The organism is Aeromonas tecta (assembly GCF_000820185.1).
GTDB lineage: Bacteria > Pseudomonadota > Gammaproteobacteria > Enterobacterales > Aeromonadaceae > Aeromonas > Aeromonas tecta.
Map to the genome: position 1 here is coordinate 153223 of NZ_CDCA01000025.1, position 23689 is coordinate 176911.

The window sequence follows — 23689 nt, forward strand, 5'->3', positions numbered from 1 at the left end:
AATGGGACAGCGACATGTTCAACGGAAAAACGATCCTGATCACCGGCGGCACCGGCTCCTTTGGTAAGAAATTTATCGAAACGATCCTCTCCCGCTACCAGCCGAGTCGGCTGATCGTTTACTCCCGTGATGAACTCAAGCAGTTCGAGATGCAACAGCGCTTCAACCACCCCTGCATGCGTTACTTCATCGGGGATGTGCGGGATGCGGAGCGCCTCAACATGGCCATGCACGGCGTGGATTTCGTGGTGCATGCCGCGGCACTCAAACAGGTGCCAGCCGCCGAATACAACCCCATGGAGTGCATCAAGACCAACGTTGGGGGGGCGGAAAACGTCATCAAGGCGGCCCTCAGCAACGGGGTCGAAAAGGTCATCGCCCTCTCCACCGACAAGGCCGCCAACCCGGTCAACCTCTATGGCGCTACCAAGCTGTGCTCCGACAAGCTGTTTGTCGCCGCCAATAATATGGCGGGTAACAACCCCACCATCTTCTCCGTCGTCCGCTATGGCAACGTGGTAGGGTCGCGCGGCTCCGTTGTGCCCTTCTTCGACCGCTTGATCAGAGAGGGTGCTAGCCATCTGCCCATCACTCATGCGGAGATGACCCGCTTCTGGCTCAATCTGCAACAAGGGGTCGACTTCGTGCTGACCAACTTCCAGCGCATGAAGGGGGGGGAACTTTTTATTCCCAAGATCCCGTCCGTACGCATCACGGATCTGGCCAGTGCCATGGCGCCCGACCTGCCCCAGGAGATCATCGGCATTCGCCCAGGCGAAAAGCTGCACGAAGTCATGTGCCCGGCAGACGACTCCTACCACACCTTCGAGTTCAAGGACTATTACGTCATCTCCCCCAGCATCAGTTTCAGCAGTCGCAACAATGACTTTGCGACCAATGCCCTGGGAGAAACCGCCACTCTGGTCGAGCCCGGTTTTGAATACAATTCCCTAAACAATCAGCACTTCCTGTCGATAGACGAGCTACAGAAGATGAATCAGCAGGTGCTAATCGAATGATCCCCTACGGACGCCAATCCATCACAGATGATGATATCGATGCCGTCGTCGCCGTCCTGAAATCTGACTATCTGACACAAGGTCAGATGGTCCCCGCCTTCGAGCAGGGGCTTGCCAATTACTGTCAGGTGCCTCATGTGGTGGCCTGCAACAATGGCACCACGGCCCTGCACCTCGCCTGCGCCGTGCTGGATCTCGAGCCCAGTGACTGGGTCTGGGTCTCCGCCATCAGCTTCGTCGCCTCCGCCAACTGCGCCCGTTACTGCGGTGCCCAAGTGGATTTCATCGACGTGGAGCCCGATACCGGCAACCTGTGCGTGGCGGCGCTGCGCGCCAAGCTGCAAGCAGTTCAGGGGACACCCGCCCAGCCCAAGGCGCTGGTCGCCGTGCATCTGGCGGGTCAGCCCTGCGATCTTGAAGAGATCGGTGCCCTGTGTCGGCAATATGGCGTTCGTCTCATCGAGGATGCCTGCCATGCCCTGGGTTCCCACTATCAAGAGATGCCCATCGGCAGTTGTGCCCACAGCGACATGACTGTCTTCAGCTTCCATCCGGTGAAACCCATCACCACCGGAGAAGGCGGCGCCGTCACTACTCGTGATGACGAACTGGCGGCCAAGCTGAGGCTCTATCGCAGTCACGGCATCACCCGGGATCCCGAACTGATGCACAGTCCCAGCCCGGGTGGCTGGTACTACGAGCAACAGGTGCTGGGCTTCAACTATCGCCTGACCGATATCCAGGCCGCGCTGGGTCTGAGCCAGATGAGCCGCTTGCCCCACTTTATCGACCAGCGCCAACAACTGGCAGCCCGCTACGATGAGCTGCTAACCCGGCTGCCGGTGCAACCCCTGCGTCAATGCGATGATCGCCACTCCGGCTATCACCTCTACGTGATCCAGGTTGCCAACCGCGACCAGGTATTTGTCCGCCTGCGAGACGCAGGCATAGGGGTGAATGTGCACTACATGCCCATCCCGGCCCAACCCTACTACCGTGAGCTGGGCCATGACCCCGCGGCTTACCCGGGTGCCCAGGCCTATTACCAGCAAGCCATCAGCCTGCCCCTGTTCCCCACGCTGTCGCTGGCGGAGCAGGACAGGGTCATCCAGGCTCTGGAGTCGGCGCTATGCGCCTAGCCCTTGGCACAGTGCAATTTGGCCTCGATTACGGCATCAGCAACCGGGCAGGCCAGGTCGCGGATGACGAACTCGGCGCCATCCTGGCTCTGGCCCGTCGCCTCAAGATCGATACTCTGGACACGGCCCAGGCCTATGGCAATGCCGAGGCAAGGCTTGGCAGCCAGCAGACCGCCGACTTCAACCTAGTCAGCAAGCTGGCTCCGGGTATCACAGCCGCCGGGGTCGCCACCGCGGTTGAAGAGAGCTTGAACAGGCTTGCTCGCCCCTGTTTGAACGGCCTGCTGCTGCATCGCAGCCAGGATGCCAGCCCTGCGCTGTTCAAGCAGATCAAGGATCTCCAACAGCAAGGCAAGGTGGGCAAGATGGGGGTTTCCGTCTACTCGCCCCAGGAGCTCGAGCACTGGCTCGAACAGGGCTATCCCCTACAACTGGTGCAGTTGCCAGCCAACCTGCTGGATCAGCGCTTCCTGCGCTCGGGCTGGCTCGATCGGTTGCAGGATATGGGCTGCGAGATCCACGTACGCTCCCTCTTCCTGCAAGGGCTGCTGCTGATGCAACCGGCGCTGCGCCCCGACTATTTCCAGTCCTTCGCTGGCCCGCTAGGGCGGCTGGACAGTGCCCATCCCCATCTCAGCCCCCTCGATAAGGCGCTGTCACTGATTGCGGCCCTGCCCCAGGTCAGCCGCTTCGTGGTGGGGGTCTGCCATGCTCACGAGCTGGCTGCCATAGGCGCAGCCTACGGCCATCTGCATCCCTGGCAAGACGCCGAGCTCGCCACCCTGGCCTGTGACGAACCCGACCTCATCAACCCGGCCAGGTGGACATCATCATGATCCTCGGGATCCTGCAAGCCAGAGCCAGCTCCAGCCGACTGCCTGGCAAGGTGCTCAGGCCCCTGCTAGGCGAACCCATGCTCGCGCGCCAGATTGAACGGCTCAAACGTGCCAAACGGCTGGACCAACTGATAGTCGCGACCAGCGTTCAGGCCGACGATGAAGCCATCGCCCTGCTCTGTGAGCGGCTCGGGGTCCCCTGTTTTCGCGGTCCTCTGGACGACGTACTGGCGCGCTTCCACTTGGCCGCTCAATCCTTTGCACCGGCTCATGTGGTCAGGCTCACTGGAGACTGCCCGTTGGCAGATCCCGCCCTCATCGACGAGCTCATCGAACTGCATCTGGCTGGCGGCTACGACTACAGCAGCAACTGCTGGGACCCCAGCTACCCGGATGGCCTGGACGCAGAGATCCTGAGCGCGGCCACCCTGGAGCTGCTGGCCGAGCGGGCCCATAGCCAGGCTCAGCGTGAACACGTCACCTACTACATCCGCCAGCACGCTGACCTGTTCAAGGTTGGCAAATTGGCACGCCAGTCGAGCCTGTCTCATCTGCGCTGGACGGTAGATGAACCTGCCGACTTTGAGCTGATTGAGCAGATCTACAACAAGCTTTATCCGGAAAATCCAGCATTTTCTACCGATGACATTCTCGATCTGCTGGCGCGGGAGCCACATCTCGCGACCCTGAATACCCATCATCAGCGCAATGAAGGGCTGGCGAGCTCGCTGGCCAAGGAGCATCATTCATGACCTCACGCTATCAGCATTCACTGGCACTCTCCGCCCGGGCCGAACAGAGTATTCCTCTCGGCTCCCAGACCTTCTCCAAGAGCCGCCTCTGCTTCCCCTATGGTGCCGCCCCCCTGTTTATCGAACGCGGTGAGGGCGCAACGGTCTGGGATGTGGATGGCAACCAGTATCTGGACTTTGCCAGCGGCCTGCTGGCCATCAGCCTCGGCTACTGCGATCCCGATGTGAATCAGGCCGTGATGGAACAGCTCAATCTGGGCTCCATCTTCTCCCTGCCCCACAGGTTGGAAACCGAGGTGGCCGAGCAGCTTATCGAGCTCATTCCCTGCGCCGAGATGGTGCGCTTTGGCAAGAACGGCACAGACGCCACCTCTGCCTGTATTCGCCTCTCCCGCGCCGTCACAGGTCGCGAGCGGGTCGCCGTCTGCGGTTACCACGGCTGGCAGGATTGGTATATAGGCTCCACCACCCGCCACCTGGGGGTGCCCGAGTGTGTGCGCGAGCTCACCCATCGCTTCGATTACAACGACTTGGACTCCCTTCGGACGCAGCTCGAGGCTCACCCGGATGAGTTTGCCGCCGTGATCCTGGAGCCCATGAACGTCGCCTGGCCGACCCAGGAATTTTTGCCAGGTCTGCGCCAGCTGTGCGATGAGCACGGTGCCCTGCTCATCTTCGATGAGACCATTACGGGCTTTCGCTTCCATCTTGGCGGTGCCCAGACCCTGTTCGGCGTCATCCCGGATCTCGCCGCCTTCGGCAAGGGGATGGCCAACGGCTTCCCCATCTCCGCCGTGGTGGGACGCCGCCAGCACATGCAGCGCATGGAGGATATCTTCTTCTCCGGTACCTTTGGCGGCGATGCCATCGCCCTGGCGGCCGCCAACGCCGTGATCAAGAAGATGCGTCAGCTGGATGTGCCCGCCCGACTGGCCGAACGTGGTCAACTACTGCTTAACAAGCTCGATACCCTGCTGCAAACGCTGGATGCCCCGAGCTGGCTGCAGAGCGCCGGCCACCCGAGCTGGAGCTTCCTGCTCATCGGTGACTCGGCCAACCACTCCAGCTGGCTGCTCAAGAGTTACTTCATCCAGGAGCTGTGCAAACGGGGGATCCTGAGCCTCGGCAGCCACAACATCAACTTGGCGCACAGCGAGGCCGACGTTGCCCGTCTGCTCGCAGTCTATGCCGAGGTGCTGCCTGCACTGATCCGCCTGGATGCCGAGGGGGCCATCCACCAGGCCCTGGATGGCGAACCCATCCAGCCTGTGTTCAAGGTGCGCTGAGTGCTGCCACTCTGGATCTTCACCGAAGGAGACAAGGCGCGAGGGCTTGGTCACCTCAGTCGCTGCAGTGCCTATGCCTCGGCTTGGCAACAGCTGGGGGGCGCCGTCCACTGGGTAGTGGACGGGGATGCGCTCGCCCGGGATCGGCTCAAAGACCAGAAAGTCAGCTGGACAAGCTGGCAGCACAATGACATTCCCCCCCAGCAAGCGGTCGCCATCGTCGACTCCTATTCGGCGAGCCTCACCACTCTGGAGAGCATCTCGGCAGGTTTTGTGCGGGTCATCTACCTCGATGACACCAAGCGTCTGCCCTACCCGGCGGGATTGGTGATCCATGCAAGCCCAGGTACGCCGGGACATCCGCAAGGCGCTGCCCGCTGGCAGTGGGGGCCGGCTTGGCAACCGCTGCGCCCCCCATTCTGGTCGGTGCCCGCCCGCACTCGGATCTCTGCCCGCATCGAGCGCATCCTGATCATCATGGGGGGCACAGATATCCGCGATCTGACCCCTAGACTGGTGACCTGGTTGCACGGCCAATATCCCGGCATTGAGTTGGAGGTTGTCACCGCTGCGCCAGATCCCCGTCTATCCCATTGTCATCAGCACCACGGTCTCGATGCCGAGCAGATGACCGATCTCATGTCCCGCTGCGATCTCGCCATCAGCAGTGCCGGCCAGGTCACCTACGAGCTGGCCCGCTGCGGCCTGCCCGGCCTCCTCATCGGGGTCGCCGACAATCAGGCCGAGCAACTCGCCGGCTGGTGCGGCCCGGACGGTTTTGTCTGTGGCGGTTGGTGGCACGAGGACGAACTATTTACCCGGCTGACGCAAGGCATGGCCTTGCTCGGCCAAGATGAACGGGCCAGACGGGTGAGCGAGCTGCAGGCACGGATGAGCGGAAATGGCACCCTGGAGGCTCTCACATGGCTCAATCGGCCCTAGTGCTACAGCAGCGCTTCGAGCTCGGGGGGCTGACACTCATCCCCTTCGCCGATCTGGATGAACAGCAAGTGATAACCGTCTGGCAGATGCGCAACCACCCGGATGTCGCCCACTGGATGAGTTCGGGGGGGGAAATCCCCTTAGCTGCGCATCAGGTCTTTATGGCGCGCCAGCAGCACGAGACCCGCAACTTCAACTACCTCTGCCTAGATAGCCAGGGCCCCGCCGGGGTCGTTTCCCTGCACCAACTGGACTGGCACAATAGCCTCGCCTGGCTCGGAATCTACCGCAACCCCTCGCGGCACGGGGAACGCCTGGGTGCGCGTCTGCTGGCGACCGTCGGTCAGCTGGCATTTGATGTTGCCCGTCTGCACAGCCTCAAACTGGAGGTAGCCGCCGATAACGAGCGAGCCATCCAGGCCTATCAAAGAGCCAGTTTTCGCCACGAGGGCGCCTGGCGAGAAGCCGTCTATCGCCAGGATCAACACAGTTTTATCGATCTCCTGCTCATGGGGATCACCGAACAGGAGTGGAGACACCCATGACCCAAGCCATGGCTCAGGCCATCAATCCGAATCGATGCTTCGTCATCGCCGAACTATCGGCCAATCATGGCCACTCCCTGGAGACGGCGTTGGCAACGGTGCGCGCAGCTAAGGCGTGCGGCGCAGATGCCATCAAGATCCAGACCTATACCGCGGACACCATCACCCTGGATTGTGACAACGACTATTTCCAGATCAAGCAGGGGACCATCTGGGATGGCACCACCCTCCATAAGCTGTATCAGCAGGCCTATACCCCCTGGGAGTGGCATGCAGCCATCCAGGCCGAGGCGCAGAAGGAAGAGCTGGTCTTTTTCTCCACCCCCTTCGACTTCAGCGCGGTCGACTTCCTGGAGACCCTCGAGGTAGCGCTCTACAAGATCGCCTCGTTCGAGATCACCGACATACCGCTGATCGAATATGCTGCCAGTAAGGGTAAACCCATGCTGATCTCGACAGGGATTGCCACCCTGGCAGACATAGATGCTGCCGTGCAGGCCTGCCGGCGCATGGGTAACCAGGATATCACCCTGCTTAAGTGCACCTCCTCCTACCCTGCACCGGTGGAAGAGGCCAACCTGCTCACCATTCCCAACCTGGCGCAGACCTTCGGGGTCAAGGTCGGGCTGTCGGATCACACCCTTGGCCATGCCGTCGCCATCGCCGCCACCGCCCTCGGCGCCACAGTGATCGAGAAACACTTCATTCTGGATCGTGCCATCGGTGGGCCTGATGCCTCTTTCTCGATGATACCGAGCGAGTTCAGCTCAATGGTTGAAGGAATACGACAAGCAGAAGCGGCACTGGGCGAGGTCAGCTATCTGCTGAGCGACAAGGCGATGCTGAGCCGCCAGTTCTCCCGCTCCTTGTTCGTCTGTGAAGATGTGAAGGCGGGTGAAGCCTTTACCCCTCGCAACCTGAGATCAATTCGCCCCGCTCATGGGCTGGCTCCTGTTCACCTGCCATCCCTGCTGGGTCGCAGCGCCAGCCAGGACATTGAAGCCGGCACACCCATGACCTGGTCTTTGGTTTCCTGAAATGGCGAAGGAGTTAGAGATGAAACAGAAAAACGTCTTCATGGCGCAGGAAGGGAACGAGTGGTATGAGCGCAACAGGGCGGCCATTCTCGGCAAGTCCCTGGCGAGCGATCCCATCTTCAAGGCGCTGGAATATCTTGGTAGCAAACCCGTCAGGATCCTGGAGATAGGCTGTGCCAACGGCTGGCGACTGGCGCAATTGGCCGAACATTACGGCGCTCACTGCTATGGGGTAGACCCGTCCACCAGCGCCATCCAGGATGGCCTCTCCCGTTATCCCGGCTTGCAGCTCTTCGTAGGCACGGCCGATAGTTTGCCCGAGATTGAGCCCGTCGACCTCATCATCTTCGGTTTTTGCCTCTATCTGTGCGACCCGCAGGATCTATTCAAGATCGCCGCCGGTAGTGATGCCCTGCTGACCGATCGAGGCCTGATGACCATCTTGGATTTCAATCCACCGGCGGGGCACTATCGCAACGACTACCAGCATCACGCCAATCTCTTCAGCTACAAGATGAATTACGGCGGACTGTTTGGCTGGCACCCGAGTTACCATAGATTGTTCGAGCACGTACAACATCATGATGGCGGCACCGAACTGGAGCCGGATGCGCTGATCTCGGTGCAGATCTTGCGCAAGGATGCACGTCTACTGGCGGCACAAAATCCCTATCCAAAGCGATAAAAAATGCCGACCCTGAGGTCGGCATTTTTTTATTTTTTAAATCAATCAAGAATCCCTTCAAAAAGGCCTTTTAACTTTTCTTTCTAAACAGGGCCATCAGCTCATTGTCATTCATATCAACGCTGTCGAATGCCTTGGGATACATCTCCCTCACCTTGGTCAGGAACTCCAACCACAGCTCGATGGCGGGTCTCATCAGCGCCAGCGTCTCCTCTTCCCCCTCGAACGAATAGAGGATGGAGCTCAGCAGGGTAAACACATAGTTCATCGACCCCACCATGGTCTGGGAAATGTGTTGCTGACGGGTGGCTGCGATCTGGGCTAGGTAGCCAAAGTTACGCAGCATCAGTTGGTTCAACTCGTTGCGGGATGAAAACTCCTGCTGCCACTCTACTATCATCTTGTCGACAAAAACATTGAAGAACTCAATGTCGAGCAGCGTGATAAAATCTTGCTTTGACAAGGGGATAGGCACACAGAGCGCGGCAATTTCCGCAATCATAGCCGGCTTATCAACCGGCGTGACGAGACTAATCTCGGCACTTGGCAGAGCCCTGGTCTTCTCAATCTTGGCGCCATCACTGCAGTTGAAGCATTGGACATCGTCGTTGGTGGCCAATACCTGTTCCATCACACGACGGGAAGTATCAAACATTGCATTGCTGGTGACCATGCCACCAAAATTGCCTTCTCGCTGCCACGGACTATCCCCATACATCAGGTCTCCCAAGGTCCCGGCACTCTCCTCATTGTTGTAGTAGGAGCTGAGCTTAGAATGGTGATGACCCTTGTGCTTGTAGCCATTATCCACACCGAACAGGTAGAGATTTTTGAAGCCCAGATGAACGGGTGCGCTGATGCCTATATTACCCACAAGCGGGTTGACGCCGCCCAGGGCGGCGCAAGATTGCAAGCCCGAGAAATAGTTGCGGTAGAGTACGACACCAGGTTCACTGAGTTTGAAAACAAGTGCCGAATGGTTGAACAGGGTGGCACAATCCGGATGAATGACGTCGGTACTCAGGAACAACACGTCCCGCAAATATTCGGGGTCATCCAGATTGACCAGGAAGTCATAGACAATCTTGGTGCGCTCGGTTTCAACATGGATATCCGGCTTGATCCCCACCTTGTGCAAGGCAGAGATGGCACTGCCGCAAGAGATGATGATGGCCTTGTCTTGATTCTTCCTGATGACTGCAATGGACTCGTCCAGCGAGGGGCCATTTGCAACGATGAAAATGGGGGTACGCTGATGCTTGGGCGAGATCCTGAGGCCACTTTTCAGGAAGGGGACGGCACGCTCGATATTGTTGATGGTGTGGGACAAGGCGATCAGGTTATCGTCAAAGAAGCCCCATCCCATCACCAGCAGGTAATACTCCTGCTGCACCTTCTCTATCAGTTTCCTGATTTTTTCATTCTGATACCCCCACATGATGAAGGCATTGGCAATCAGGAAGGAGCCACGGCTATGAATGGCTGATGAGAAGTCCTTGACGATGGTCTCTTCATCCTGCCCAAGCAGAATATGCAGACCGAGGTTCTCTTGATGCAAATAGGAGAGCAGAGGCGCCCAGTCAAAACAGAACAACGAGCCGTAGAACAGATCCAAGTCCGGCTCGAACAGGAACAGGGTACCTATCTTGCACTGTTCATAGAGATAGCCGAGGTGATAACCCAATCCGACCCCAAACACCAGGGCACTCGGTACCTCGTGGGGCACCTGGGTCAGCATCTCTTCCCGCGAGGCAATGTAGTCGAGATAGGCGTTGAGCTTGTTGAGGTACTCCACATGTACAAAGCCAATAGTATTGGCTTCCTGGCTGAAGGAGAATTTGGACAATGCCCCCTTCTCCATGAATTCCTTCACCAGGGTTTCGCAAATAAGGTAGGGTTCTTTGCCGTAGACGGCGACCTTATCATCTAGCCACGCCAGATTGGGTTGACCATTCTCGTTACAGAAGAACCGGAAAGGGCGCTGGGGTTGGTAGACTTCGTACATATCGGCGATGTGAGGGATATATTGGCGAAACGCAGCCATATTCTGTTCAAACCGTAGCGGTAACGCCGCCGCCATGGCTGCTTCCTGCTCTGCTTGTTGTTGAAGTCGCAGTGCCTCTTGTTCGGCCTTGACCAGGGCAGCATCCATATTGACGGACATCAGAACTCCTTGCTGTTCACTCGATAAGCTCGCCCAGCCTTGTTGGCTCTCCCAACCTGAGTCAGCTGCTTGAAAATGGTTTGATGATGATTTTCAGCCAGGGCTGTCATGCTGGCTTCTTGAATGGCGACTTCGCTTGCCAGCGTAGCGACGCCCTGCTGCTGCGCAGGATCCTCCTTAGCTAACTGCACAAGACTCGCGATCAAGGCCAGCCGCTCATCCATGCACCGCAGCGCCTCATCATATTGTTGCTGTTGTAGCAGCGCCTCCATCTGATGGGCATTTTGCTTCAATGCCTTATCGAGGACGGCGAGGGTTGTACTCACAATGCCCCCAACTGCTGCCGCATTTGATAGCCTTGCAGTTTTTCTGCCTCTGGCAGCTGGTCCCAACCGGATTTGATGGTCACCATCAGACCCATAACTTCCTCGAGCGGCGCAATATCCCGTGCCAGACTGGCATCCCAGATACGTTCATCCATATAGGCATAGAGTCCATACAGATCCTCGGCCATGGTGCCTTGGCTCAGATCGAGCGCATCCTGCAGGCCGTGCAGTAGTCCTTGCGCTTTGGAGATGGCAATCGACTTTGCCTCCATATCTTGCCGTTCGATGGCACCTTTGGCCTGGGCCAAGCGTTCGAGAAAGCCTTGCATCATAAGCTGAATGACACGATGAGGATCGGCAACCGTTAAATCAGCAGCGATGCTGGTTGCCTTATATGCCTTCAGATTACGGTTGTACATGATATGAATCCTCGTAATATCACGATTAATCAATTCTTATTGTTTATTTGCAGCGACGTCAGGGCGGATGCAGAATTATTCATTTTAACCAGCAAGGCATCCAGACTGCCGTATTGAGCGCGTAAGGCTGCTTCATATTTGGCCAATTGCGTCGTGGCGGTAGATGCTTTCTGAGTAAGAGCACGCAAATCTGAATTCAGCACGTCTTCCCGCTGTGCCAGCATGCCACCGCTCTTGGTGTATTCTTTCAGACCTTTGTTCAAGGTGGATGCCAAGCCATCATCCCCACCAAACAGTGCCACGACCTGATCGAAATTCTTGTCGATAGCCTCGCTGAACTTCGTCTTGTCCAGAGACAACTTACCCTTGTTATCCATCTTCATGCCGATCTCGAAGACGGTGGAATAGGTGCCACTGTTCTTGGAGGGGCTGACCAGCAAATTGCTCATGAAAGAACTTATGGCGCGGGTAGTCGCGTCTCCAGCCAGGGCGCCACCGTCATCCTGCTTCACCCCACCGACGAAGGTGCCACGCTTGTCCAGGGCGTTCATCTTGTCTTGCAGCGTGTTGTAGCCATCGACAAACTGCTGAACCAGTTCCTGGATAGAGGTCTTGTCGGTGGTGATATCCACCTTGTTTGACTTTTTCGCTCCCGCTACGCCACTGTCCTTGTCCGCGTCCGAGACGCGCAGTACAGTTATCTTGAGATCCTGAACGGAGTCATCAAAGGTATTGGTATCGCTCTTGAGAACGTTGCCATCCACGTTGATCTCGGCGCTGCTGGCCCCACGTGTCTGGCTCATCGCACTACCCGGTGTCTTCACATCGAAAACCTCAAGCTCAGAAGTGCTCCCAGTGATGGTCAGATCCTTGCCATCCCCCGAGATACCGGAGTCAATCATCAGCTTGGCCTTGCCATCCGCCGTGTTGACGATGTTGACACTGAGACCGAAGTTGTCTCCGTTGCTGTTAATGCTCTTACGGATATCTTGCAGGGTATAACCCGCCTTCACATCGACCTTGAACGTCTTGTCACCGGCCTTGAACGTCAGCTGACCATCCTGAGTCACCATGGGAGTGGTAGAGCTATCGAAGACCCCCTCCTGACGGCTCGTCTCTGCCAACTTATTGACGGTGATGTTGTATTGCCCGTTGGAGGCGCCAGACTTGCTCTCCACCTTCAAGATGGGATCGTCTTTGCTCTGGGTAATGTTGATGGCGCGCTTGTTGAAAGCGCCGGGAGCACTCAACTTGTCGAGAATGTCGGTGAAAGCAGAGATGGAGGACTTGAGCTGACCTATGCCAGACAAGGTGATCTGAGTACTGTTTTGCTTAGTCACGATCGGCTGTTGCAACTGGGCTTTCTTGGCTGCCACACTCGCCGCGATCACACTCTCAAGATCGAGTCCAGAACCCGCCCCCGCAGAGGTAATTGCCATCACGTCCTCCTGTCTATCAACTTAAAAATGTAGGTTACACCTGACCATCGAACAGCAGTCCAGAAAGGCTGACTCCACCGCTGCTCGTTTGATCCAGCGACTGTAACCGCTTGCTTATCAACAGCATTTCTTCACTCGGGATCTGGCGAATCACCTGCTTGGTATCCGCGTCTATCACCTTGATCACGGGTTGATCGAACTCCGGGACCAGACTGAAATTGATGGTCCATCCTTTCAGCTTGCTCAGACTGTCCAATCTTTCTTGCAATTCCTGGGCCTCTTTTTCAATCAAGGCCTGCTCTTTACGTAATTCGGAGGCCTTGGCATGCGCGGGCTGCTCCTGCGACACCTTGGCTGTCGATTCGACACCCGTCTGTTCGACCTGAGTTTCTCCTCCAATGATTGGCGAAGAAACAGACATGGCGGCCTGGGGGCCGCCATGTTGAGTTAGCGTCGAAGTAACAGAAGGCAAGACTATCGATTCAGTGGCCATCTGCTGCTCCTTTTTATGTCAATGTTGACGGTTTAACCGCTTAGCCCAGCAGCGACAGGGCTGACTGTGGACGCTGGTTGGCCTGGGCCAGGATGCTGGAAGCCGCCTGTTGCAGGATATTTTGCTTGGTCATGTTGGCTGTTTCGGTCGCAAAGTCCGCATCACGGATACGGGAGCGCGCGGCGCTGACGTTCTCGGAAATGTTGGACTGGTTACGGATGGTCGAATCCAACCGGTTCTGCACCGCACCCAGCTCGGCACGCTTGCTGTCAACCACGCCCAACATGGCATCAGCAGCAGCCAGAACTTGCTGAGCGCCGCTCTGAGTACTGATGTTGATAGAACTACCCGCGGCGAAAATCGCAGTGACGTTGATGGCTGTCCCGATGACAGTACCTACATCCACAGTCGTGTTGGCCGCTGCCGCAATACCAGAGATGCTGAAACCGTCAGCCTGAGACAGACTAAAGCCGATGGTCTGGTTGGCATCTGCGCCTACCTGGAAATTCCCAGCGTAAGAGCCATCCAGTAGCTTGGTACCGGCGAAGGTGGTGTCTTTGGAGATGCGGTTAATCTCGGACCCCAGCTGATCCACTTCTTTTTGCAGGGCCTCGCGATCCTTGGCAGAGTTGGAGCCGTTGGCTGATTGCTGAGCCAGGGTGCGCATGCGCTGCAGCATGCCGGTCACTTCGTCCATGGCCCCTTCTGCGGTCTGCGCCAGGGAGATGCCATCATTAGCGTTGCGGTTCCCCTGATCCAACCCGTTAACCTGAGAGGTCAGACGGTTGGAGATCTGCAGACCGGCCGCATCGTCCTTGGCACTGTTGATACGCAGACCGGACGCCAGACGGGTGTACGAGGTATCCAACGATTTGGTGGTGTTCATCAAGTTACGCTGGGCGTTCAATGATGAAGTGTTGGTATTGATAAACATGGCCATAAAATAACTCTCCTGATGAACAAGAAACTGCGGGCTCTGCTGATACCGACACAGTCAGGATCCCACCGTTCAGATGGACAGATTGAACGGTCTGTGCCATCTGGCGGATCCGCTGTTTGAACGAACATCGAACCCGCAGTTGCGCAAATGTTGGATTTCCGAACACCCCTCAATTTGCTTCATATCCTGTAACGGCAGCCCCAACAGAAGCTTTAGGAAATTTATTGCCGCATTCATCAGCAAAGAGGCAAGACCCATCCGCCTTCATGAACTGGCGGATAGGGATAAACCATTCAATCCACATCCAAATGCAGAGAATCCACCCTGTTTGGGTTCTATAGCACACATGAAGAATGGCATGGTTCATGCTTGGGCTATGAGTCGCTGCTTTTATGGCGCCCATAAAAAAGCCGACAATGTCGGCCAAAGAAGAGCTTATGCTCAGGAGAACAGCCTGGAGGGTAGCAGAGTGAACGTCTGCTCAACCCTCGAGGCGGTATACCACAATTAAGAGAATCTCTCTTTCGATAGAACAAGGCGTAAATCCGAACACCCCGTTGTTCCATCTTTTTTACCAGGGCGGCCTGAACAACCGCCCTTTTCTTTTTGCTTAACCCAGCAGAGACAGGGCTGACTGCGGGCGCTGGTTGGCCTGGGCCAAGATGCTGGACGCCGCCTGCTGCAGAATGTTCTGCTTGGTCATGTTGGCGGTCTCAGTCGCAAAATCCGCATCCCGGATACGGGAGCGCGCGGCACTCACGTTCTCGGAGATGTTGGACTGGTTACGAATGGTTGAATCCAAGCGGTTCTGCACCGCACCCAGCTCGGCACGTTTGCCATCGACAATGCCCAACATAGAATCAACTGCGGCCAGCACATTTTGCGCATTAGTCTGAGTACTGATACTGATGCCACCTGCGCTACCACTCAAGAAGATGGTGCTCACTGCAAGGGTACCACCACTTGCTGCGGTTACAGTCGTGTTCGCCGCAGCAGAAATACCTGAAATGCTGAACCCCCCTGCCTGGGAAAGACTAAAACCGATGGTCTGGTTGGCATCCGCCCCAACCTGGAAGCTACCGTTGTAGTTGCCATCCAGCAGCTTGGTGCCAGCGAAGGTAGTATCGGTAGAGATACGGTTGATCTCGGAACCCAGCTGATCCACCTCCTTCTGAAGAGCCTCACGATCCTTGGCGGAGTTGGAGCCGTTGGCTGATTGCTGAGCCAGGGTACGCATACGTTGCAGCATGCCGGTCACTTCGTCCATGGCCCCTTCGGCGGTCTGCGCCAGGGAGATGCCATCGTTGGCGTTGCGGTTACCCTGATCCAGACCGTTGACCTGGGAGGTGAGACGGTTGGAGATCTGCAGACCCGCCGCATCATCCTTGGCGCTGTTGATGCGCAGTCCGGATGCCAGACGGGTGTACGAGGTATCCAACGACTTGGTGGTGTTCATCAAGTTACGCTGGGCGTTCAGTGATGAAGTGTTGGTATTGATAAACATGGCCATAAAAGATTTCTCCTGATGAACAAGAAACTGCGGGCTCTGCTGGTATTAACACAGTCAGGATCCCACCGTTCAGACGGACAGATTGAACGGTCTGTACCATCTGGCGGATCCGCTGTTTGAACGGACATCGGACCCGCAGTCGCGCAAATGTTGGATTTCCGAACACCCCTCAATTTGCTTCATACTCTGTAACGGCCGCCCCACCAGAAGCTTTAAAGAATTTATTACCGCTCTCATCAACAAAGAGGCAACTACTGATTCACTAGAACATGTAATGACCCATCACTCATTGCCTCTAAGTAGAAGCCACACATCCGCATCATATGGTGTCATCACTGGCACAATTTGTGCTTTGTTTTATAGGGTGTCGATTTTTCGACGCCCATAAAAAAGGCCGACAGTGTCGGCCAAAGAAGAGCTTACGCTCAGGAGAACAACCTCGAGGGTGACAGAGTGAACGATCTGCGCAACACTCGAGGGGTATACCAATAAGAGAACATCTCTTTCGATAGGACAAGGCGTAAATCCGAACACCCCATTGTTCCATCTTTCTTACCAGGGCGGCCTGAACAACCGCCCTTTTCTTTTTCTTTAATTCCCGATTAGTTCTGCAGCAAGGAGAGTGCTGACTGCGGACGCTGATTGGCTTGGGCTAATATACTGGACGCCGCCTGCTGCAGAATATTCTGCTTGGTCATATTGGCAGTCTCGGTCGCGAAGTCCGCGTCACGAATGCGGGAGCGCGCAGCCGAGACGTTTTCGGAGATATTGGATTGGTTGCGTATGGTTGAATCCAACCGGTTCTGCACCGCACCCAATTCGGCACGCTTGCCATCGACCACTGTCAACATGGAGTCAACAGCCGCCAGCACGTTCTGGGCATTGCTCTGGCTGCTGATACTGATACCACCGGCACTACCACCAACAAAAACGGTTGAGATACCTACCGCAGCCGCTGTACCAGCAATGGTGGTTGCCGCCGCCGCCGCGATCCCGGAGATGCTGAAGCCATCTGCTTGAGACAGGCTGAAGCTGATGGTCTGGTTGGCATCGGCACCGACCTGGAAGGAGCCACCGAAAGAGCCATCCAGCAGCTTGGTACCCGCGAAGGTAGTCGCGGTGGAGATACGGTTGACCTCAGCACCCAGCTGATCCACTTCTTTTTGCAGGGCTTCACGATCTTTGGCGGAGTTGGAGCCGTTGGCAGATTGCTGCGCCAGAGTACGCATGCGCTGCAGCATGCCAGTCACTTCATCCATGGCCCCTTCGGCAGTTTGTGCCAGAGAGATGCCGTCGTTGGCGTTGCGGTTACCTTGATCCAATCCGTTCACCTGGGAGGTTAGACGGTTGGAGATCTGCAGACCCGCCGCATCGTCCTTGGCGCTGTTGATGCGCAGGCCGGAGGCCAGACGAGTGTAAGAGGTATCCAAGGATTTGGTGCTGTTCATCATGTTACGCTGAGCGTTGAGCGATGAAACGTTGGTATTAATAAACAGGCTCATAACTTTTCTCCTAAGCTATTAAATTTTATCTTTAATTCACTCAGGCTTTGTTTTGTTGTGTGCCTGATATGTTTAGTTAACGGCGCCTTTTAAGGATGCTTTAATTGTTTTTTTAAAGCCTTTGATACTGTTATCGCCGCCTACCCTATATATCGGCCTGTATCAGGGATGCTTGAGAACATTGTTTGAGATTTTTTACCGAGTGGCAGACCTGGGCTCAGATCGGGCGAAGCCCCGAACTCTTCCTCAACGACTGTGCTGCCCGCGACGAACGCCCCAAGAAACTGGCGCTGGCTCCCACTTTTGCACAGCACCGTTGCTCGCACCCACGGCTTGCCCCTAAAATCGCCGCCCATCATTTATCGGACGTGAGTTGTTCTCCATGCAGACACTGGTTGAGCAGATTGTTTACATCAGCGACATGTTTGGTACTGCGGTCTTCGCGTTCTCCGGGGTGCTGGTCGCGGGCCGCCTGCGAATGGATGGCTTCGGTGTCATGGTATTGGCGGCGGTCACCGCCATCGGCGGCGGCACCATCCGCGACATGATCCTGGGGGCAACCCCGGTGTTCTGGGTGCGCGATCCTCTCTATATCTGGGTGGTCATCGCCACGGCGCTGTTTGGCATGTGGATGGTCAAGCTGCCAAGGCGCATGCCCTGGTATGTGCTGCCGGTGGCGGATGCCTTCGGCCTGGCGTTGTTTACCGTGATCGGTGCACAGAAGGCACTGAACTTCGGTACCTCGGGTCTGATCGCGGTACTCATGGGCACCATGACCGGGGTCGCTGGCGGCATGATCCGGGATGTGCTGGCCCGAGAGGTGCCCATGGTATTGCAGAAAGAGATTTATGCTACAGCCTGCATCCTGGGCGGCATACTCTATACCCTGGCACTGGAAGTCGGTGTGGATCGGGTCGTCGCCATGCTTATCTGCATGACGGCCGTGTTCGGACTGCGGGTAGCGGCCATCTATTGGCACCTGTCACTGCCGACCTTCTCGCTGCAGCGCCATTGAAGCCGACGACTAAATGAGTGATATCGCACTCCTGGGCAGGCAAGATTGAACCAACCCCGCTTTTCTGTTGTCATACAATGGTCGTTTTAAGCCGGAATACCTCATGCAAAAACTTGGGTTCATTACCACGCTACTACTGCTGATGGTGACAACGGCGCACGCTGGCGCACAAGTCTTGTTCGGACGCCTGGCTTCGACCCCGGTGCAACAGTTCAACCAGCAGATCCGTCAGGCGAGCAGCTCCCAACAGAGCTGGGTCAACGACTACCGTGAAGTGGCACGGCGCTTCGTTGGCCACGATGTCGTACCAAGCCGTATCCATGCTCAGCAGCTGGACAACGATCTGGTGCTATCGGTGGCCCTCGATGGCAGCCGCAGCGACATGATCTACATCCTGACCCTGTTTCGCAGCGATAACCTGTGGCAGATGCGCCAGGCCGAGATGGGGTGGCGTTGTCAGGGCCAAGAGACCTTTACCCCCGTCCCCTGTCCCTGAGCCGGCCTCCTTGTGAAATAAAAAAATCCGGCGCTATGGCCGGATTTTTTTGTGTGGTAACCACCTCCCTATCAGGGGCGGTAAACCTTCACATTGTCAAAGCCCTGCTCTTTCAGGTAGAGCGCCTGCAGCTTGCTCATCACGCCGCGATCGCAGTACAGCAGATAGGTCTGCTCCTTGGGCAGATCGCCAAAGGTGGTTGCCAGCTTAAAGAACGGAATGTGCAGCACCTCACGGCCTTCCACCAGCAGCGGCTTCTCGTCGCGCTCGTCGCTTGAGCGGATATCCAGCACAACCTCATCGGCGGCCAGCACCTCGGTCGTCTCAACTTCTTGCACCTGAGCGGAAGTCTCCTCACCGATGCGGCGGATATCGAGATAACGGGCCTCGCTCACCACCTTGTCCAGAATGGCGAAGTCGAAGTTGCCCTCTTCCGCCTCGATGTTGGACAGCACGGCCTTGATGGTCGGCTTCTTGGAGATGACGCCGCAATACTCCGGCATGGTCTCGGCGAACTCCAGGGTACCGATGCGGCGCGCCTCGCTGATGATGTCCGGCTTGTCCCAGGTAATGAGCGGACGCAGGATCACCTTGTCGGTCACCCGATCGATGACGTTGAGGTTGGTGAGGGTCTGGCTCGAGACCTGGCCCACACACTCACCGGTCACCAGTGCCGGGATCTGGAAGGTTTCGGCGACCTGACCGGCGGCGCGCATCATCATCCGCTTGAGCACCACGCCCATCTGACCGTTATCGATTTTCTCGAGGATCTCGGCCACCACGGGTTCAAAGTCGATGGCGGTGAAGCGCACCTTGTGAGAGGCACCAAACTTGCTCCACAGGTAGTAGGCCACCTGCTTCACCCCAATCTCGTGGGCGGCGCCCCCCAGATTGAAGAAGCAGTAATGCACCCGGCAGCCACGTTTGATGAACTGGTAGGAGGCCACGCCGGAGTCGAAACCACCGGAGATCAGGCTCAGCACATCTTCCTGGGTCGCCATGGGGAAGCCGCCCATGCCGTGATGCACGGCGCTGATGATGTAGAGCTCATCATTTTCCACTTCCAGATTGACCTGGATGTCGGGCTTTTTCAGGCGCACACCAGCGGTTTCGCAATGTTGATTGAGACCACCACCTACGTAACGTTCCAGCTCCAGCGAGCTGAAATCGTGTTTACCGACCCGGCGGGCACGCACACAGAAGGTCTTGCCCTTGAGGCGATCGCCCCAGACGGCGCGGGTCTGCTCGAAGATGTCGTGCAGATCGGTAAAGGTGCTCAGTTTCACTTCTAGGAAGTACTGGATGCCGGGGATGCAGGCCAGGGTCTCCAGATACTGGGCATGGAACTGATCATTGCGAGAGCTCACGATCAGCTTGTCCCAATCCATCCGCACGCGGGCATCTTCGTCAAAACGGCGCAACACGTTACGGATGTTGCCCTGCAGCATCTTGGTGAAGCGCTGGCGCACTGACTTGCTCTTGATGGTGATTTCCGGGAACAGCTTGATAATGAACTTCATGATGATGACTCGGGTGGCCTCGATTTAAGGGCGCGAATTATATCAGAAGTTTAGGGCTAGCGCCTACTGGCTGAGCAGAGACCCGCATTTCCCCACACAATGTTTGCGGCCCGGCGACGATATTGCGTATATTCCCCAACCTGCGCTCCGGCAACATGATCGACAACCGACTGATCCGATGAAGACCTATATCTACTACCCCGGCATGGAAGTGCGGGATGAACTCTGGCTCAAGTTTGCCCTCATCTATCTGGAGAGGCTCGCCTTCGTTTTCACCGTGAGCGAGAAGAGCGGCCTCACCGCCCTGCTGGAGCGTCTGCGCCTGCAGACCGATCTGCTGGCCGAGCGGCCGGATGCCGACTTCTTTGCCGCCATCACCCCCCAAATCGAGAATCAGATCGCCGGCCTCATCGCCCCGGACTTCGTGCGCCACAAGGTATTTGGCAACAAGGAGCTGATCACGCGCTGGCGCGCAAGCGCGAACCATGACTGCTTCTGCCCGACCCAGGCGGGCCTCGAGCGGCTGCACGGATTTTGCCTGAGCCACGGTTTTGCCAGCCAGGATGAGGGGGGGATCAGAATGGCACGACGCTTCGCCAACCTGCTCTCCATGCGCCTCGCCCGTGAGTGGGCACTCGCCAATGAGGGCGCGCTCATCACCGACCACGACTATCTGGATCGGTTGCTGCACCTGCTCGAATCCCGCTACCACCACAGAGGCGGGCTGGATTGCTTCCATCTCGAGATCCCGTTGCAAGTCCCCACTCACCTGGGTGAAATCACCTTTGATGAGCTGATCGCCCTGCGGGCTCGCAGTGGTTTTCGCCAGCAGCTGGCCGCGTTTCACCAGGCCCTCGATGCCTTGCTCGCCATGCTCGGCAGCGGCTATGCCGAGCCCGCCGCGCTGACCCGCTTCGAGCAGGCCCAGCAGGGACTCAATCTGTTGCTGGGAGGCAAGACTCACAGCCTGCCGCTCACCACCCTGATCAGCACCTCACTGCCCGCCATGGCGATGATCCATCAACTCAAGGCCAGCCACCCGGATAGCAACCTCGTCTTTCACTCCATCAAGAAGAGCCACTTCCACCAGCGCAAGAGCCAGCACTTCTTCACCCGACTGGGCCAGGTCAAGCCCTGAGCCGCTGACGACTCGCCCCATTGTGCCCTCCATCGGCGTCCGAGATGGAGTGGCGTCAATATTTTGTCGCTAATTTTCGAATTAAAGCAGCTACCCCTCCTGCTCAGGAGGGGTTTTCCAGTCGAAACTCGATGCGATCGCTGTTGCCCGCCTCATCAACCACTACCAGCTGATAACGGCCCGCCTCACTCAGCACCTGATCCCCATCCCAGCGCAGTCTCTGGCCGTTGAGAAACCAGTACGGCTTGCCAACGCCCCCCAATACCCTGGGCTGCAAACGGTAACGCTGGCTGCGAATGAGGTTCCCCTCCCCCAACGCGACGATGCGAATGGGCGCCTGCAGCGCCATCTCCCGGGCAGTGCCGCCGCAGCTACCGGCGAGCAATGCCCTGCGCCGCTCGCCAGGGTCTCGCCAGGGTTCAAGGGACAGGGGCCAGAGTGCCCGCCACGCCGCACCGCTGGCATCCCCACAACGCGCCAGGGTCGGCTTGCCCTCTGCCGTCACTGCGACCTTGCGCAGGGGAGACGGCCAGTCCATGGGATCCGGCAAGGTCGGGGGATCCCGCTCCTCCAGCAGCCAGGCACTCTGATGCTGCAGGCAGGTCTCAGGCAAGGTGGCGCTGGTCCGCCGCCCCAGTGGCCAGCAGATCTCGGCCTCGCTCACCGTGTTGGGTTGTACCGGCAAGGGGCTGTTGTCGCCGAGCCGGGAATAAACCGAGAGCAGCAGTGGCAAGGCCGCGCTCTGACCATAGAACCCGGGCAAGGGGGTGCCATCGGGACGCCCGAGCCAGACGCCCAGGGTCCAGCGACCCGAGACACCCAACGCCCAGCTGTCGCGATAGCCGTAACTGGTGCCGGTCTTCCAGGCCAGGCGATTGACGCGCCCGGTCGCCTCGCTGGCGAAGGGTTGATCCGCCCGCCCCTGGGCGCTCAGGATCTGCCAGATGATCCAGGCGGCGCCCGGGCTCAGCAGCGGCCGCGAGATGGCTTGCTGCCCCGCCAGCCAGACCGGCATCGCCACCTGCCCCTGCCGGGTCAGGGCGCTATAAAGTGCCACCAGCTGCTCCAGTCGAATGCCTGCCGCCCCGAGGGCAATGGCGGGATTGGGCTTGTCAGATAGCGCCAGCCGCACTCCCGCATTGTCCAGCCGATTGACTAGGGTATCGGGCCCCAACGCCTCCAGCACCTGCACTGCAGGCACATTGAGGGATTGCTGCAATGCCTGGGTCAGACTCACCGGCCCCTGGAAGGCGCCGCTGAAGTTCGCGGGTCGGTAGTCAGATCCCAGGCGCGGTGCATCGGACAGCAAAGAGGCGGAGTGCACCAGCCCGGCGTCCAACGCCAGACCATAGATGAAGGGTTTGAGGGTGGAGCCGGGGGAGCGGATCGCCTGCACCATGTCGAGGTAGCCGTGGCGCCGCAGGTTGCCATACTCGGCGCTGCCCACGTAGGCACGCACCGCCATGCTCTGGTTGTCCACCAGCAGCAGGGCCGCCGAGGTCTGCTCGGGGAAGCGGCGAATGTAGCTCTCCACCCGCGCTTCCAACCAGCGCTGCAGGTCGCCGTCGATGGTGGTATGCACCAGTGCACCCGGCTGGCTATTCGCGGCCAGGCGCGCAAACAGCGGCGCCTCCATCGGGGTGAAATGGCCGCGCGCCAGCACCGGCTCGATACGTCCCTCGCGCCAGACGCTCTGGGCCCAGGTCCCCTGCTTGACCAGTCGCTGCATCACCTTGTCGCGGGCGGCGCGGGCGCGCTCAGGATGCCGGTCCGGCCGATAACGGCTGGGGGCCTGCGGCAACACCGCCAGCAGGGCCGCCTCCGCATGGCTGAGCTTGGCGGCGCTCTTGCCGAGATAGGCGAAGCTGGCCGCCTGCACCCCCTCCAGATTGCCGCCAAAGGGCGCCCGGTTGAGGTAGACGGTGAGCAGGGTGCGCTTGTCGTAATGCCACTCCAGCTGCAGCGCCCGCGCCATCTGGCGCAGCTTGCCGGGAATGGATCGCTGATATGGCTCAATGAGTCGCGCCACCTGCATGGTGAGGGTGGAGCCGCCGGAGACGGCCCGCCCGTAGCGCAACCACTGCCAGACCCCGCGCGCCATGGCCAGCGGGTTGACCCCGGGATGCTGCCAGAAGTGGCGATCCTCGTAGCCAAGCAGCGCCTCGATGTAGCGGGGGGAGACCTGCTCCAGGGTCACCGGATAGCGCCACACCCCGCTGGTGTCGGCGAAGGCCCGCAGCGGCCGCCCCTTGAGATCGAGCACCACCCGCGCATAGGCCGGATCCAGCGGCGGTGGCGGGAAGACCCTGTCCAGCGCCACCAACAGCAGGAGCAGGCCCCCCAGCCCGCAGCTCCAAAGGCGTAGCCAGCGCGGAGAGCGGCGCAGCCACGACCGAGAGCTTCGCAGCCAGCGGGGCCACCTCAACCAGACAGCCCATGCTTTGCGGGCGCCGACCCCGTTTCGGGTCCGGCTGGCCGGACGCGAC

General features: G+C 58.2%; 23 protein-coding genes. 13 read left to right on the forward strand and 10 right to left on the reverse strand.

The annotated features are described in order from the left end of the window. The first annotated feature begins 14 nt into the window (after positions 1-14). Genes pseB through BN1137_RS09895 form a run of 9 tightly spaced genes read left to right on the forward strand, consistent with a single transcriptional unit; the run spans position 15 to position 8241 of the window. A complete protein-coding gene (gene pseB, locus BN1137_RS09855) occupies positions 15-1019 on the forward strand; it encodes a UDP-N-acetylglucosamine 4,6-dehydratase (inverting) (RefSeq protein ID WP_050718429.1) in 1005 nt (334 codons plus the stop codon). Then, the gene (pseC, locus tag BN1137_RS09860; protein WP_050718430.1) at positions 1016-2158 is read left to right on the forward strand and encodes a UDP-4-amino-4,6-dideoxy-N-acetyl-beta-L-altrosamine transaminase; all 1143 of its coding nucleotides are present in this window, start codon (positions 1016-1018) and stop codon (positions 2156-2158) included. The genes pseB and pseC overlap by 4 nt, the downstream gene beginning before the upstream one ends. Further along, positions 2149-2994: an aldo/keto reductase gene (locus tag BN1137_RS09865; RefSeq protein WP_050718431.1), complete on the forward strand. Its 846-nt coding sequence runs from the start codon at positions 2149-2151 to the stop codon at positions 2992-2994. The genes pseC and BN1137_RS09865 overlap by 10 nt, the downstream gene beginning before the upstream one ends. Beyond that, complete coding sequence (locus BN1137_RS09870; RefSeq protein ID WP_050718432.1) at positions 2991-3746, forward strand: cytidylyltransferase domain-containing protein; 756 nt, start codon at positions 2991-2993, stop codon at positions 3744-3746. The genes BN1137_RS09865 and BN1137_RS09870 overlap by 4 nt, the downstream gene beginning before the upstream one ends. Continuing rightward, positions 3743-5032 carry an aminotransferase class III-fold pyridoxal phosphate-dependent enzyme gene (locus BN1137_RS09875; protein WP_050718433.1) on the forward strand — a complete coding sequence of 430 codons (1290 nt, stop codon included), beginning with the start codon at positions 3743-3745 and terminating at the stop codon, positions 5030-5032. The genes BN1137_RS09870 and BN1137_RS09875 overlap by 4 nt, the downstream gene beginning before the upstream one ends. Then, positions 5033-5974, forward strand: a complete 942-nt coding sequence (locus BN1137_RS09880) for a hypothetical protein (RefSeq protein WP_050718434.1) — start codon at positions 5033-5035, stop codon at positions 5972-5974. After that, positions 5956-6519: a UDP-4-amino-4,6-dideoxy-N-acetyl-beta-L-altrosamine N-acetyltransferase gene (pseH, locus tag BN1137_RS09885; protein ID WP_050718435.1), complete on the forward strand. Its 564-nt coding sequence runs from the start codon at positions 5956-5958 to the stop codon at positions 6517-6519. Before BN1137_RS09880 ends, pseH begins: the two co-directional genes overlap by 19 nt. Next, positions 6516-7556: a pseudaminic acid synthase gene (pseI, locus tag BN1137_RS09890; protein ID WP_050718436.1), complete on the forward strand. Its 1041-nt coding sequence runs from the start codon at positions 6516-6518 to the stop codon at positions 7554-7556. The genes pseH and pseI overlap by 4 nt, the downstream gene beginning before the upstream one ends. Before the next feature lie 19 nt (positions 7557-7575). Further along, positions 7576-8241, forward strand: a complete 666-nt coding sequence (locus BN1137_RS09895) for a class I SAM-dependent methyltransferase (protein WP_050718437.1) — start codon at positions 7576-7578, stop codon at positions 8239-8241. A 70-nt stretch (positions 8242-8311) separates the two neighbouring features. Here the strand turns inward: BN1137_RS09895 and BN1137_RS09900 are convergent, their stop codons facing one another. From BN1137_RS09900 to BN1137_RS09925, 6 genes are read right to left on the reverse strand one after another with little or no spacing between them, the layout of a single operon-like run. Next, the gene (locus BN1137_RS09900; RefSeq protein ID WP_050718438.1) at positions 8312-10405 is read right to left on the reverse strand and encodes a motility associated factor glycosyltransferase family protein; all 2094 of its coding nucleotides are present in this window, start codon (positions 10403-10405) and stop codon (positions 8312-8314) included. Next, positions 10405-10731, reverse strand: coding sequence for a hypothetical protein (locus tag BN1137_RS09905; protein WP_232306918.1), 327 nt, complete (start codon positions 10729-10731; stop codon positions 10405-10407). The genes BN1137_RS09900 and BN1137_RS09905 overlap by 1 nt, the downstream gene beginning before the upstream one ends. Then, complete coding sequence (gene fliS, locus BN1137_RS09910; protein ID WP_050718439.1) at positions 10728-11150, reverse strand: flagellar export chaperone FliS; 423 nt, start codon at positions 11148-11150, stop codon at positions 10728-10730. Before fliS ends, BN1137_RS09905 begins: the two co-directional genes overlap by 4 nt. A 29-nt stretch (positions 11151-11179) precedes the next feature. Then, a complete protein-coding gene (fliD, locus tag BN1137_RS09915; protein ID WP_198150622.1) occupies positions 11180-12592 on the reverse strand; it encodes a flagellar filament capping protein FliD in 1413 nt (470 codons plus the stop codon). Positions 12593-12623: 31 nt separating this feature from the next. Further along, positions 12624-13082 (reverse strand): flagellar protein FlaG, encoded by a 459-nt coding sequence (locus BN1137_RS09920; RefSeq protein WP_232306919.1) that lies wholly within the window; start codon positions 13080-13082, stop codon positions 12624-12626. Positions 13083-13122: 40 nt separating this feature from the next. Beyond that, complete coding sequence (locus BN1137_RS09925) at positions 13123-14022, reverse strand: flagellin N-terminal helical domain-containing protein (RefSeq protein WP_050718441.1); 900 nt, start codon at positions 14020-14022, stop codon at positions 13123-13125. Between the two features lie 73 nt (positions 14023-14095). Between BN1137_RS09925 and BN1137_RS22405 the strand changes: the two genes are divergently transcribed. Continuing rightward, positions 14096-14533, forward strand: a complete 438-nt coding sequence (locus BN1137_RS22405; protein WP_157433697.1) for a hypothetical protein — start codon at positions 14096-14098, stop codon at positions 14531-14533. 99 nt (positions 14534-14632) lie between these two features. On the opposite strand, the gene BN1137_RS09935 is transcribed toward BN1137_RS22405, so the two are convergent. After that, entirely contained in the window at positions 14633-15532 is a 900-nt protein-coding gene (locus tag BN1137_RS09935; RefSeq protein ID WP_050718443.1) for a flagellin N-terminal helical domain-containing protein, read from the reverse strand. A gap of 602 nt (positions 15533-16134) precedes the next feature. After that, positions 16135-17034, reverse strand: a complete 900-nt coding sequence (locus BN1137_RS09940) for a flagellin N-terminal helical domain-containing protein (protein ID WP_050718444.1) — start codon at positions 17032-17034, stop codon at positions 16135-16137. A gap of 382 nt (positions 17035-17416) precedes the next feature. On the opposite strand from BN1137_RS09940, the gene BN1137_RS09950 reads away from it, so the two are divergent. Together BN1137_RS09950 and BN1137_RS09955 are read left to right on the forward strand one after the other, a co-directional pair. Further along, positions 17417-18049: a trimeric intracellular cation channel family protein gene (locus tag BN1137_RS09950; protein ID WP_050718446.1), complete on the forward strand. Its 633-nt coding sequence runs from the start codon at positions 17417-17419 to the stop codon at positions 18047-18049. A gap of 103 nt (positions 18050-18152) precedes the next feature. Then, on the forward strand, positions 18153-18545 hold the full coding sequence (locus tag BN1137_RS09955; protein ID WP_050718447.1) for a hypothetical protein: 393 nt from the start codon (positions 18153-18155) through the stop codon (positions 18543-18545). A gap of 71 nt (positions 18546-18616) precedes the next feature. Here BN1137_RS09955 and thiI read toward each other — a convergent pair whose 3' ends face one another. Continuing rightward, a complete protein-coding gene (gene thiI, locus BN1137_RS09960) occupies positions 18617-20065 on the reverse strand; it encodes a tRNA uracil 4-sulfurtransferase ThiI (protein ID WP_050718448.1) in 1449 nt (482 codons plus the stop codon). A gap of 178 nt (positions 20066-20243) precedes the next feature. Between thiI and BN1137_RS09965 the strand changes: the two genes are divergently transcribed. Then, the gene (locus BN1137_RS09965) at positions 20244-21203 is read left to right on the forward strand and encodes a hypothetical protein (RefSeq protein WP_050718449.1); all 960 of its coding nucleotides are present in this window, start codon (positions 20244-20246) and stop codon (positions 21201-21203) included. Between the two features lie 103 nt (positions 21204-21306). On the opposite strand, the gene pbpC is transcribed toward BN1137_RS09965, so the two are convergent. Then, positions 21307-23628 (reverse strand): penicillin-binding protein 1C, encoded by a 2322-nt coding sequence (gene pbpC / locus BN1137_RS09970; RefSeq protein ID WP_408605542.1) that lies wholly within the window; start codon positions 23626-23628, stop codon positions 21307-21309. Between the last annotated feature and the right edge of the window lie 61 nt (positions 23629-23689).

Coding starts and splice junctions, on each gene's coding strand:
- BN1137_RS09950 (WP_050718446.1), top strand. CDS start 17,417: ATGCAGACACTGGTTGAGCAGATTGTTTACATCAGCGACATGTTTGGT.
- thiI (WP_050718448.1), bottom strand. CDS start 20,065: ATGAAGTTCATTATCAAGCTGTTCCCGGAAATCACCATCAAGAGCAAG.
- BN1137_RS09900 (WP_050718438.1), bottom strand. CDS start 10,405: ATGTCCGTCAATATGGATGCTGCCCTGGTCAAGGCCGAACAAGAGGCA.
- BN1137_RS09920 (WP_232306919.1), bottom strand. CDS start 13,082: ATGGCCACTGAATCGATAGTCTTGCCTTCTGTTACTTCGACGCTAACT.
- BN1137_RS09870 (WP_050718432.1), top strand. CDS start 2,991: ATGATCCTCGGGATCCTGCAAGCCAGAGCCAGCTCCAGCCGACTGCCT.
- BN1137_RS09940 (WP_050718444.1), bottom strand. CDS start 17,034: ATGAGCCTGTTTATTAATACCAACGTTTCATCGCTCAACGCTCAGCGT.
- BN1137_RS09955 (WP_050718447.1), top strand. CDS start 18,153: ATGCAAAAACTTGGGTTCATTACCACGCTACTACTGCTGATGGTGACA.
- BN1137_RS09895 (WP_050718437.1), top strand. CDS start 7,576: ATGAAACAGAAAAACGTCTTCATGGCGCAGGAAGGGAACGAGTGGTAT.
- BN1137_RS09875 (WP_050718433.1), top strand. CDS start 3,743: ATGACCTCACGCTATCAGCATTCACTGGCACTCTCCGCCCGGGCCGAA.
- fliS (WP_050718439.1), bottom strand. CDS start 11,150: ATGTACAACCGTAATCTGAAGGCATATAAGGCAACCAGCATCGCTGCT.
- pseH (WP_050718435.1), top strand. CDS start 5,956: ATGGCTCAATCGGCCCTAGTGCTACAGCAGCGCTTCGAGCTCGGGGGG.
- pseC (WP_050718430.1), top strand. CDS start 1,016: ATGATCCCCTACGGACGCCAATCCATCACAGATGATGATATCGATGCC.
- pseB (WP_050718429.1), top strand. CDS start 15: ATGTTCAACGGAAAAACGATCCTGATCACCGGCGGCACCGGCTCCTTT.
- BN1137_RS09965 (WP_050718449.1), top strand. CDS start 20,244: ATGAAGACCTATATCTACTACCCCGGCATGGAAGTGCGGGATGAACTC.
- BN1137_RS09865 (WP_050718431.1), top strand. CDS start 2,149: ATGCGCCTAGCCCTTGGCACAGTGCAATTTGGCCTCGATTACGGCATC.
- pseI (WP_050718436.1), top strand. CDS start 6,516: ATGACCCAAGCCATGGCTCAGGCCATCAATCCGAATCGATGCTTCGTC.
- BN1137_RS22405 (WP_157433697.1), top strand. CDS start 14,096: ATGGACAGATTGAACGGTCTGTGCCATCTGGCGGATCCGCTGTTTGAA.
- BN1137_RS09925 (WP_050718441.1), bottom strand. CDS start 14,022: ATGGCCATGTTTATCAATACCAACACTTCATCATTGAACGCCCAGCGT.
- BN1137_RS09935 (WP_050718443.1), bottom strand. CDS start 15,532: ATGGCCATGTTTATCAATACCAACACTTCATCACTGAACGCCCAGCGT.